At 25.8% G+C, this 11,841-nt stretch carries 9 protein-coding genes; 3 read left to right on the top strand and 6 right to left on the bottom strand.

The annotated features are described in order from the left end of the window. Position 1 precedes the first annotated feature (1 nt). Both H0H53_RS02750 and atpD read right to left on the bottom strand, forming a co-directional pair. Positions 2-241: a F0F1 ATP synthase subunit epsilon gene (locus H0H53_RS02750; protein WP_185870461.1), complete on the bottom strand. Its 240-nt coding sequence runs from the start codon at positions 239-241 to the stop codon at positions 2-4. 32 nt (positions 242-273) lie between these two features. Further along, a complete protein-coding gene (gene atpD, locus H0H53_RS02755; protein ID WP_185870462.1) occupies positions 274-1,827 on the bottom strand; it encodes a F0F1 ATP synthase subunit beta in 1,554 nt (517 codons plus the stop codon). A gap of 71 nt (positions 1,828-1,898) precedes the next feature. On the opposite strand from atpD, the gene H0H53_RS02760 reads away from it, so the two are divergent. Together H0H53_RS02760 and H0H53_RS02765 are read left to right on the top strand one after the other, a co-directional pair. Beyond that, positions 1,899-2,843: a bifunctional riboflavin kinase/FAD synthetase gene (locus H0H53_RS02760; RefSeq protein WP_185870463.1), complete on the top strand. Its 945-nt coding sequence runs from the start codon at positions 1,899-1,901 to the stop codon at positions 2,841-2,843. Positions 2,844-3,192: 349 nt separating this feature from the next. Further along, positions 3,193-5,676: a PD-(D/E)XK nuclease family protein gene (locus H0H53_RS02765; protein WP_238784262.1), complete on the top strand. Its 2,484-nt coding sequence runs from the start codon at positions 3,193-3,195 to the stop codon at positions 5,674-5,676. Here H0H53_RS02765 and leuB read toward each other — a convergent pair. Genes leuB through H0H53_RS02785 form a run of 4 tightly spaced genes read right to left on the bottom strand, consistent with a single transcriptional unit; the run spans position 5,663 to position 9,898 of the window. Next, positions 5,663-6,718 (bottom strand): 3-isopropylmalate dehydrogenase, encoded by a 1,056-nt coding sequence (gene leuB, locus H0H53_RS02770; RefSeq protein WP_185870464.1) that lies wholly within the window; start codon positions 6,716-6,718, stop codon positions 5,663-5,665. The two genes, H0H53_RS02765 and leuB, sit on opposite strands and share 14 nt — an antisense overlap. A 3-nt stretch (positions 6,719-6,721) precedes the next feature. After that, positions 6,722-7,321 (bottom strand): 3-isopropylmalate dehydratase small subunit, encoded by a 600-nt coding sequence (leuD, locus tag H0H53_RS02775; protein WP_185870465.1) that lies wholly within the window; start codon positions 7,319-7,321, stop codon positions 6,722-6,724. Then, the gene (gene leuC / locus H0H53_RS02780; protein ID WP_185870466.1) at positions 7,318-8,700 is read right to left on the bottom strand and encodes a 3-isopropylmalate dehydratase large subunit; all 1,383 of its coding nucleotides are present in this window, start codon (positions 8,698-8,700) and stop codon (positions 7,318-7,320) included. The genes leuD and leuC overlap by 4 nt, the downstream gene beginning before the upstream one ends. Then, complete coding sequence (locus tag H0H53_RS02785) at positions 8,693-9,898, bottom strand: 2-isopropylmalate synthase (protein WP_185870467.1); 1,206 nt, start codon at positions 9,896-9,898, stop codon at positions 8,693-8,695. The genes leuC and H0H53_RS02785 overlap by 8 nt, the downstream gene beginning before the upstream one ends. A 178-nt stretch (positions 9,899-10,076) precedes the next feature. Between H0H53_RS02785 and H0H53_RS02790 the strand changes: the two genes are divergently transcribed. After that, on the top strand, positions 10,077-11,627 hold the full coding sequence (locus H0H53_RS02790; RefSeq protein WP_185870468.1) for a hypothetical protein: 1,551 nt from the start codon (positions 10,077-10,079) through the stop codon (positions 11,625-11,627). Positions 11,628-11,841: the final 214 nt, after the last annotated feature.

The raw sequence follows: 11,841 nt of genomic DNA on the forward strand, positions 1-11,841 counted from the left end.
TCTATAAAATGACAATAACAATATTTTTTTTGACTTGCAACAATCCTCCATTGATTTTTTTTATTAAAAAATTTTTATGATTATTATGAGATAATTTTAGGAATCCTACTCCTAATAAAGATATCATAGAGTCATGATTTTCCAATATTTGAAAAGATCCATTGATTCCAGGAACTGTCATAGATATTATTGCACTATCTTGATACAAAACTTTTTCATAATTAATAATTGTAACCTTCATGTTGTTTTGTTAAAAATTTTATTTTTTATTATTTATGTTGATAACATTTTTTTTCCAGTTTCGATCACTTGTTCAATGGTTCCTTTCAAATTAAAAGCTGTTTCTGGAATATTATCCAATTTTCCATCCATTATCATATTAAATCCTTTAATTGTATCTTCTATCTTTACAAATTCACCTTCAATCCCTGTAAACTGTTTTGCTACATGAAATGGTTGAGATAAAAATCGTTGAATACGTCTAGCACGACAAACTATTAATTTATCTTCGTCACTCAGTTCTTCTATCCCTAAAATAGCTATAATGTCTTGTAAAGAATTATATTTTTGTAAAATTTCTTTAACACGTTGTGCACAATCATAATGATCATTATGAATGATATCCGGAGATAAAATACGTGAAGTAGAATCTAATGGATCAATTGCAGGGTAAATTCCCAAAGAAGCTATTTTTCTTGAAAGAACTGTTGTTGCATCCAAATGAGAAAATGTAATAGCTGTAGCTGGATCTGTTAAATCATCTGCAGGAACATAAACAGCTTGTACAGAAGTGATAGACCCCCTTTGAGTAGATGTTATTCTTTCTTGCATAGATCCCATTTCCGAAGATAAAGTGGGTTGATAACCAACAGATGAAGGAATTCTTCCTAACAAGGCTGAAACTTCTGATCCTGCTTGAGTAAATCTAAATATATTATCTATAAAAAACAAGACATCTTGTCCTTTTTTTTCTCCTTTGAAACTTGTTGTAGACTGATCTCTATAATACTCCGCTAATGTTAATCCAGATAAAGCAACTCTAGCTCTTGCTCCAGGAGGTTCATTCATCTGTCCAAAAACAAAAGCGGCCTTAGATTCCTTGAGAACTTCTTTATCTACTTGAGTTAGATCCCAACTTCCTTTTTTCATTGATTTCATAAATAAATCCCCATATTTTATAATTCCAGATTCCAACATCTCTCTTAACAAATCATTTCCTTCTCTAGTCCGTTCTCCTACTCCTGCAAATACAGAACGCCCTCCATGTCCTTTTGCTACATTATTAATTAATTCTTGTATTAATACAGTTTTCCCCACTCCAGCTCCTCCAAATAATCCAATTTTACCTCCTTTTGGATAGGGCTCTATCAAATCAATGACTTTAATTCCTGTATATAATATCTCTGTTTTTGTAGATAAATCTTGAAGTTTTGGAGGAATTTTATGAATAGGTTTAGTTTTTAATTTATCTCTAGATAAATCATCTAATCCATCTATACTATCTCCCAGAACATTAAATACACGTCCATTAATAGATTCTCCTACAGGCATCCTAATAGGCCCCCCACCATCATCATACAGAATTTCTACTTCTTGCCCTCTTTGTAATCCATCTGTTGTCTCCATAGAGATACAACGAACAGTACATTCTCCAATATGTTGCTGTACTTCTAGTACAATTTTCTTTTTTTTATTATTTTGATTATTATTATCATTAACTTTTAATGCATCGTATATTTTAGGAAGAAAAGAGATTTCTTTAAAAGAAACATCTATGACTGGGCCTATAATTTTAATTATTTTTCCCTTTAATTTTTTCTTCTGCATATGATTTTTTTTCTATGAGTATACGCAAATCATTTATCTTTGTAAATGTAAGAGAAAAAAGGTAAAAAATTTTGAAAATTTATTCATTCATTGATGAATTTTCTTCTCTTCTCCCATGTGTATTTACACTTGGAGTTTTTGATGGAGTTCATAGAGGTCATCAAAAAATCATTCAAAATTTAGTTTTTAGAGCAAAAAAAGAGAAATTATTTTGTTCAGTTTTAATTACTTTTCATCCACATCCAAAAGAAATATTAGAGCCTAACAAAAAAATTTTCTATTTAAATACTCTTTCTGAAAGAATTTATAACCTGAAAAAAACAGGAATAGAGCATTTAATCATTCATCCTTTTACTGTCAATTTTTCAAAGTTAAGTACAAAAGATTTTTTGCAAAAAATAGTATCTTCTAAATTAAAAATTAAACAATTTATTACAGGATATGATTCCCATATTGGAAGGAATAGAGATGGATCTTCTCATCATTTAAGGAAACTTTCTTCTATTTATGGATTTAAACTTTTTCAAGTAAATCCTTGTAAATTTAACAATAAAATTATAAGTTCTACTAATATCCGTAAATCTCTTATCAAAGGAAATATAGAATGGGCGAATAAAGCTTTAGGATACTCGTATACTTTATCTGGTTTTGTGATCAAAGGAAATGGAATCGGAAGAATTTTAAATTATCCCACTGCTAATATTCAAGTTGATCCAAAAAAATTAATTCCAAAACAAGGAGTCTATGCTGTAAAAATTAATTATTTACATAATACTTATCAAGGTATGTTAAATATAGGAATATGTCCTACTATTAGAAGAAAAAATAAAAAAGTAAAGATAGAAGTTCATATATTTGATTTTCATAAAAATATTTATGGAAAAAAAATAGAGATATTGATCATTCAAATTATTCGTGAAGAAAAAAGATTCAATACACTTCAAAATCTAAAAATGCAAATGGATCAAGATAAAATCAAAATAAAAGATTTTTTTCATAAAAAATTTTTTCAATAAATCATTGATTGTGAATTGTGAAAAATAAAATAGATCAAATAATTCAATATCTTCTTTTTTTAAGAAAAAAAAAGGAATATGTCAAAAAAAAATTTCTAATAGTATCATTTGATAATTGTCTTATAGAAGAGATAAGAAAAAAATATAGTACAAAGTTTAACAGTTTTTCCAAGACTCCTCCTCCTACGAAAGTAGTTATCTCTACAATAGAGAAATTTCTAGAAAAAATTTCTGGATTATCTTTATCCCATAGAGATTATGTTCTTTTGTTTTTTTTCTACATATTAAAAAAAAAAACAGTGTTTTAGCAAAAAATTTCAATGATTTTTTAAAATGGGCTCCTAATATTTTGAATGATTTTCATGATTTGGATATGAATCTGATTCAGTTAAAGTCTTTTTTTTCTTATATCATTTCTACAGAAAAAATAAAAGATTGGAATCCAAATCTTTTAGAAAAAGAAAAAAAAAATTTTTTCTTTTGGGAAGAAATTTATAAGTCTTACTACATTCTTCAATATCAACTTTTGAAAAAAGGAAAAGCTTATCCTGGAATGCTTTTTAGAATTTCTTTTTTTAGATTAAAACATTTTTTAATCCACAATAAAAATGTACAGATAGTATTCTTGATGACAAAATATCATTTGATTCATGAATATGAGAAAAAATTCATGAATCAAATGATTCATTTGAATCAAAAATCTATTATAATAGATCATTTATCTAATGATAATAAAAATAAAAAAGATAATTATTATGATTTTTTTATCAAAAAAAAATGCCAACCAATTTCAATAAGTGAAATTATCAATTTCAAACTTAATCAGATAAAAATAATTAGTGTTTCTAAAGAACTTGAACAAGTTTCTATTGTAGAAAAACTAATTTGTAAACTTATTAAAAACGGAAAAAAACCACATCAAATAGTTATAATCTTAGGAGATAATTATTTATCTATTCCTTTATTTCATTCTCTAAAAAAAATTATAGGAGTTAATTTATCCATCATGAATTATCCATTCAAATATCTTCCTATTCATTCTACTTTTTATTCAGTTTTTCAATTACTCTTAAGAAAAGAAAAATTTAAAAAATTTCATAAAAAAGATATTATGAGAATATTATTTGATGGATATATCCAAAAAATTTTTTTTTGGAAAAAAAAATTATCATTAATTATGGAAAATTTGAATACTGAAAATTCAGATTTTCTATCTGAATCTATGATTCATAAATATTTATCAAAAAACGATTTAGAAATTATTTTTCAAATACAAACTAATAGTGCTAAAAAATGCCTTATTGGCATTATTAGTTTCATAAAATTATTAAAAAACTTTTTTTTTCTGAAAATAGAAAAACATATGTTAGAATTAAAATTTCTATCAAGATTAGAAGTTTATATGAAAAAACTAAAAATACTAGTCAGAAAAGCAGAAGATAGTTTTTTTGGAATCAAAGACGTATTCAATATATATCAACAATTTATAAATACAGAAAAAATACAATATAGACAACTTCATGCTCATAAAGAAAAAGGATTATTGCCTGTGATAGGATTTATGGATAAGAATCCACTATTATCTTTTGAAGATTTTGAAATAACAATTATGACTTCTGTTAACGAAGGAATTATTCCACCAGACAAAAAAAAATATAATACTTTTATTCCCTTTGATATTCGTAAAAAATTAAATCTTCCTATTTTTCAAGAAAATGAAGAAATCTATTTTCATCATTTTAGAAATATTTTGCAAACATCGAAAAATGTTTATTTGATATACAAAAATCAACCAGATGAACTGAATTCTGGAGAAAAAAGCCGTTTTATTCATCAAATAGAAATGAATTATGATTTTTCAACTGAAAAAAAAGAAAATATTCCATTTATTAATTTTTCAAAAAGATCTCCCCTTGTTATCAAAAAAACGGAATCTATGATTCAACGTTTATATGAACTTGCTAGTCATGGATTTTCTCCTTCTTCGATTCATTTATATAATTGCAATCCACTTCTGTTTTACTATAAAAAAATTATTGGATTAAAGAATATAGAAGAAATTTCTTTCAAACAAAAAATAGGAAAAATAGTACACAAAATATTGGAAATTTTATATAATCCTATTAAAGGTCATTTATTAACTATAGATTGCATAAATACAATCAAAAAAAATTATGAATCTATTACAAATAAATTTTTATTAGAAACTCAAAAAACTTTCCTTTCTTCTATGGAAGGAAAAAAAATGTTAATACTTTCAATTGTAAAAACTTACATAAATAATTTTATTTTATGGGATGAAAAATTTGTTCATAAAGGTCATCAAATTGTCATTAAAGAATTAGAATATAGTCTTTCAACAAAATTAGACATTCGATTTCAAAAAAAAGTAAATCTATACGGAATTATAGATCGTATAGATGAATGTGATGGAATTACACGTATTATTGATTATAAAATAGGAACAACAAAATTAAAAAATATTCATATTTACTTGAACAAAATTGAAAATATATTTCATAACCCTAATCATGGAAATATTATGCAATTATTAATTTATGTTTATTTATGGTTTAAATCCTCTAAATTTTTAGGATACAAAAAAAAACCTCCAATTATTGGAATTGTTTCTCCTGAAAAAGGAGGAGAAAACTCTATGTTAATAACTCCTATAATTTTTTTTCATAAAAAAAAAATGAATATTTCGTATAAAAATTATATAAAAAACTTTCTTCCCCATCTAATGAATAGAATTTATGAAATTTTAGATCCAAAAACTCCTATTATAGAAAATAATAATACTAATTTTAGTTTTAATTTTAATGATCCTTAATATATTTTTCTATATAATTTCCCACTTCTTCAGTGGTTACGAAAGAAGAATCTATTATATCAGATGTACAAATTTTTTCTTCAATAGAGCTTTTTACTGCTTTTTCCAAAAGAATTTTTTCTTTGTACATTCCAAAATATTCTAACATCATAGATGCTGAAAGAATACATCCTAATGGATTTGCTATATTTTTTCCTTCTGCTTGGGGATAAGATCCATGTACTGGTTCAAACAGAGATTGATTTTTTCCAATAGAAGCTGATGGAAGTAATCCCAAAGAACTAGTAATAACACTTGCTTCATCTGAAAGAATATCTCCAAACATATTATCCGTTAGAATAACATCAAATTTTTTGGGATTTAGAATAATTTGCATAGCAGCATTGTCTATATATAAAAACTCTAAATATACATCAGGATAATTTGATGACATTTTCTTAATAACTTCACGCCATAATCTAGAAGTTTCTAAAACATTAGCTTTATCCACTAAAGATATTTTTTTCTTACGAGAAAGTGCTGCTTGAAAAGCCATTTTTCCAATTCTTTCAATTTCTTTCTTGGAATAAACACAATAATCATAAGCTTCTTTTCCATTTTTAGAACGACCTTTTTCCCCAAAATAAATTCCACCAGTTAATTCTCTATATATCAAAAAATTAACTTTTTTTAATCGTTCTTTTTTGATAGGAGATTTCTCGATATTTGAATAAGGAATTATAGGACGTATATTACAATACAACCCCATTTTTTTTCTAAGTTTCAATAGACCATCTTCCGGTCTCATTCCTATTGGATAATGATCGTATTTTGAATTTCCTATAGATCCAAATAAAACGGCATCTGATTTTAAACAACTGTCTATAGTTTTTTTTGGCATAGGATTTCCAAATTTCTCTATAGCTTTAGATCCTGCTATCATTTTTTTAATCATAAAATTATGACAAAATTTTTCTCCAATAGAATTCAAAACTTTTATTGCTTGTTTTATTACTTCAGGGCCAATCCCATCTCCTTCTATGACTACTACATTTTTTTTCATATATCAAAAATTAAAAAACAATCTTCTCTTTTCAAAAGACTTTATCTTTTCTTTAAGAGAAACTAAAAAATCTATATCATCAGATCCATTTATAAAACAATTTTTTTTGTATGGATGAATATAGAATTTTTCAAACTCTCCTGTTTCTACTATTGTTACAACTTGTTCTATTAAATTGACTCTAACATTTGTAGATGGTTGATTGATAATAATATCAAATAATTTTTTCAAAAAATATTCTGAAATTTCTACAACTAACAATCCATTATTTAAGGCATTTTCTTTAAAAAGATCTGCAAAAAAACTAGATATAACTACTTGAAATCCATAATCATAAATACCCCATACTGCATGTTCACGACTAGATCCACATCCAAAATTTCTTCCTGATAAAAGAATTTTTCCGGAAAAAATAGAATTATTTAAGATAAAATCTTTTTTTAAAGATCCATTTTTTTCATAACGCCAATCTCTAAAAAGATTTTTTGCATATTCTTCACGTTTTGTTTGTTTCAAAAAACGAGCTGGCATAATTTGATCTGTATCTACATCCACCATGGACAAGGGAACAACTCTGCTAGTTAACACAGTGAATTTTTTCATAAATATTTTTTTACATCTACAATTTTTCCTTCTATAGCGATAATAGAAGCTGTCAAAGGACTTACAAGTAAAGTACGAACTCCTGGACCTTGTCTTCCTTCAAAATTTCTATTAGATGTAGAAACACAATATTCTCCCATAGGAATTTTGTCTTCATTCATTCCTAAACACGAAGAGCATCCTGGTTGACGGAATTCAAATCCAGCATCGATTAAAATTTTATCTAATCCTTCCTTTTTAGCTTGTTGAATGACTTTTTGTGATCCAGGAACCACCATAACTCTTACTACATGATTAGCCTTCTTTTTTCCTTTCACTATGGATGCGACTAATCTTAAATCTTCTATTCTAGAATTAGTACAACTTCCTATAAAAATATAACTGATGATTTTACCTATTAATGACTCTCCAGGATAAAATCCCATATAATTTAAAGACCTTTTATCATCATCAGAAAGTGATTTCGGAATCTGGTCAGAAATTTTCATACTCATTCCTGGAGTTGTTCCATAGCTGATCATTGGCTCTATATCTTCTGCATGAAGAAAATATTTCTTATCAAAAACTGTATTTTTATCTGTCTTCAAAGTCTCCCAATATTCCATATTTTTATGATATTCCTTTTCATTTTTTAAATACTTACATTTTTTAATGTAATCAAAAGTGATTTTATCCGGAGCTATTAATCCTCCTTTTGCTCCCATCTCAATACTCATATTACAAATTGTCATTCTTCCTTCCATACTCATATTTTTAATCATTGATCCCGTATATTCTATAAAATGTCCTATTCCCACATCTACTCCTAATTTTGAAATTATATACAAAATAACATCTTTTGGAGTTACTCCCTTTTTTAAATTCCCCTCTAATTGAATTTCCATTTGTTTAGGTTTAGAGAGCAACAAACATTGGCTTGCCATAACCATAGAAACTTGACTAGTTCCAATTCCAAAAGAAATACTTCCAAAAGCTCCATGAGTGGATGTATGACTATCTCCACAAACTATTGTCATTCCCGGTAAAGTTAGACCTAATTCAGGACCAATAACATGAACGATTCCATGATTTTGATGTCCAAGTCCATATAACGTAATTCCAAACTTTTTACAATTTTTTATTAAGCAATCTATTTGTTTTTTAGATAAAGGATCAGAAATGGGTAAATGTTGATTTATTGTAGGAACATTATGATCTACAGTCGCTATGATTTGTTTTGGTCGAAAAACAGAAAAACCTCTTTTTTCTAATTCTAAAAAAGCTTGAGGACTTGTAACTTCATGAATATAATGTCTATCAATGTAAAGAACATCAACCCCATTTTCCAATATTTTTACTGTATGTGATTCCCAAATTTTATCAAATAATGACTTAGACATGTTTTAAATTTATTCTTCTCATGTGTTGCAATCTATTATTATTTAAATTGGCTTTTTCTAAAAGAATTCTTAATTCTTTATCAGAAATATCTTTCTTTTTATCAGCATACTTTAAAAAAATAGAATAAACTAACTCTAAAGAGTTTTTATTTAAAAAAAATCCTAATTTTTTATAACGATAAGATAAAGCCGCTCTTCCACTTCTAGCGGTTAAAACAATTGAAGTGTGGTTATTGATTCCAACATCTTCTGGATTAATACTTTCATAAGTTTCCCTTTTTTTTATTACTCCATCTTGATGAATTCCTGATGAATGAGAAAAAGCGTTAATCCCTACAATTGCTTTATTAGATTGGACTTTCATCCCTGTGCATTCAGAAACTAAATGACTAGTTGAAAAGATAAGCTTTGTTTTTATATTTGTAAAAAAATTCAAACGAGAATTTTGTTTGATGATCATAACAATTTCTTCTAATGAAGTATTTCCAGCTCTTTCCCCAATTCCATTAATAGTGCACTCTACCTGTTGTGCCCCATTGATTATTCCAGATAAAGAATTTGCAGTAGCCAATCCTAAATCATTGTGACAATGAGTAGATAATGTAATATTATGAATTCCTTTAACATTTTCCTTGATATATCTAATTTTTTTTCCATATTCTTCTGGTAAGCAATACCCTGTAGTATCTGGAATATTAATAACCGTTGCTCCATATTTAATTACAGCTTCACAAACTTTTGCCAAAAAATCGTTTTTTGTCCGTCCTGCATCTTCCGCATAAAACTCCACATCTTCTACAAATTTTTTTGCATATTTTACAGCTTGTATCGCTCTTTCTATAATTTTTTCTGGAGTACTATTAAATTTATAAAGAATATGACAATCAGAAGTTCCTATTCCAGTATGAATTCTAGATCTTTTTGCGTATTTTAAAGCACTTCCTGCTATTTTTATATCTTTCTCAACAGCTCTAGATAAAGCACAAATAATAGGGTTTGAAATGGATTTACAAATTTCTTGAACAGATTGATAATCTCCTGGACTAGAAGTTGGAAACCCCGCTTCAATCACATCTACTCCCAAATATTCTAGTTGTTTAGCTATTTTTACTTTTTCTTTAGTATTTAGTTTACATCCTGGAACTTGTTCTCCATCACGCAACGTTGTGTCAAAAATGTAAATTTTTTTCTTTTCCATACTATCCTATTAGATTGATTATTTGAATTCCATTTCAAAACTATTTTTTACAAAAAAAAGATCATACAAAATTATTTTCATATTTACAATGTATAATAATTACAAATATTTCACATTTTTCTGTTTATCAAATTGAATATATTTAAAATATTACAATGTAAAATAATAATAAATAAAAATGTCAAATAGTAAATTGGATCATCTTCTTCTATTAATTCAATCTTTGTCAAAATCAGAAAAAAGAAATTTTAAGCTTTATGCAAATCGAATAAAAAAAAACAAAAACGCTAAGTTTATAAAACTTTTTGAGATAATGAGCAAAATGAATTTCTATCAAGAAAAAAAAATATTGGAAAATACATTTATAAGAAAAATTCAATTATCTAATATGAAAGCTCATTTATATAAACAAATTTTATCTAGTATTAGATTACAACAACATACTATAAAAAATTCTGATATCCAGATCCATGAATTTTTAGATTTTGCTAAAATATTATACAATAAAGGTCTTTATATACAAAGCTTAAAATTTTTAAAAAAAGCAAAAATCATAGCGATATGGAATGAATCAAACACGATTCTGTTAGAATTAGTAGAATTTGAAAAAATGATAGAATCTCAACATATAACCAGAAGTATTTGTTCTAAATCTGTAGAATTATCCTTGGAATCTAAAGAATTAATTGAAAGAGTTCAATGTAATAATGCTTTATCTAGCTTATCTTTAGAATTATACGGTTTATATTTAAAAGTTGGATATGTAAGAAATGAAAAAGATAAAATATTTATAGAAACATATTTTCGTACCAATCTTCCAAAATTTGATATATCTAAACTTAGCTTTTATGAAAAATTATTTTTATATCAAGCTCAAGTCTGGTATCATTCTATTAGACAAGATTTTATAATGTGTTATAGATCATCTTGCAAATGGGTTGAGTTGTTTCAAAATCATGTAAGAACTAAAAAAATAGCTCCTGTAAGTTATTTAAAGGGATATCATTATTTACTAAATACTTTATTTTATTTGAATCATTATTCTAAATTCATAAATGTTTTAGAAAAATTTGAAAAAGAAGTCCAAAATGGAGGTATTATTTTAAATGGAAATACTAGAATATTAATTTTTATGTATAAATATACTAATCGAATTAATAAACATTATATGGAAGGAACCTTTTCTGAAGGAGTAAAAAATATTCTCCCTTCTTTGTTTAAAGATTTGAATCAAATTTCTACTTTTTTAGATTCCCATTATATTATGGTTCTTTATTATAAAATTGCCTGTTTATATTTCGGAAGCGGAGATAATCAAAATACCATTAGGTATTTGCTAAAAATTATGGAAAATAAAGAAAAAAATTTAAGAAAAGATTTACAATGTTTTGCTAGACTTTTGCATTTAATTTCTTGTTATGAAAGTGGATTAGATGAAAATATGGATCGTAAAATACAATCTGCATACAAATTTTTTATTCAAATGGATGATTTATACATTGTCCAAAAAAAAATTATCCACTTTTTCAAAAACCTAGGATCTTTTTATCCACATCAAATGAAAGAACAATTTCAAAAATTAAGAGATAAATTAATTAAATATTCCGATCACCCTTATGAAAAAAGAACTTTTCTATATCTGGATATCATTTCCTGGTTAAATTCCAAAATAGAAAATAAATCTATAGAAATGATCATAAAAGAAAAATTTTCAAAAAATCATTCTTAATTTAGCAAAAATATGGTTTTAAAAAAAAGAAAAAAAAAATATGAAAAAACAAAATTAATAAATGTTACAAACATATTAGAAATGTTATTATTGTCTCTCATAATCAAATAAAAAAAAACAAGAATACTCAAAAATAATTTTAAAACCGCACATATAACATATAATATATAAAAGTAAAAGGTTAAACTAGGTTTTTTATTAATAATAGTGTACA

The sequence above is a fragment of the Blattabacterium cuenoti genome (genome assembly GCF_014251955.1).
Lineage (GTDB): Bacteria > Bacteroidota > Bacteroidia > Flavobacteriales > Blattabacteriaceae > Blattabacterium > Blattabacterium cuenoti_L.

Coding starts and splice junctions, on each gene's coding strand:
- atpD (WP_185870462.1), bottom strand. CDS start 1,827: ATGCAGAAGAAAAAATTAAAGGGAAAAATAATTAAAATTATAGGCCCA.
- H0H53_RS02790 (WP_185870468.1), top strand. CDS start 10,077: ATGTCAAATAGTAAATTGGATCATCTTCTTCTATTAATTCAATCTTTG.
- leuC (WP_185870466.1), bottom strand. CDS start 8,700: ATGTCTAAGTCATTATTTGATAAAATTTGGGAATCACATACAGTAAAA.
- leuB (WP_185870464.1), bottom strand. CDS start 6,718: ATGAAAAAAAATGTAGTAGTCATAGAAGGAGATGGGATTGGCCCTGAA.
- H0H53_RS02750 (WP_185870461.1), bottom strand. CDS start 241: ATGAAGGTTACAATTATTAATTATGAAAAAGTTTTGTATCAAGATAGT.
- leuD (WP_185870465.1), bottom strand. CDS start 7,321: ATGAAAAAATTCACTGTGTTAACTAGCAGAGTTGTTCCCTTGTCCATG.
- H0H53_RS02785 (WP_185870467.1), bottom strand. CDS start 9,898: ATGGAAAAGAAAAAAATTTACATTTTTGACACAACGTTGCGTGATGGA.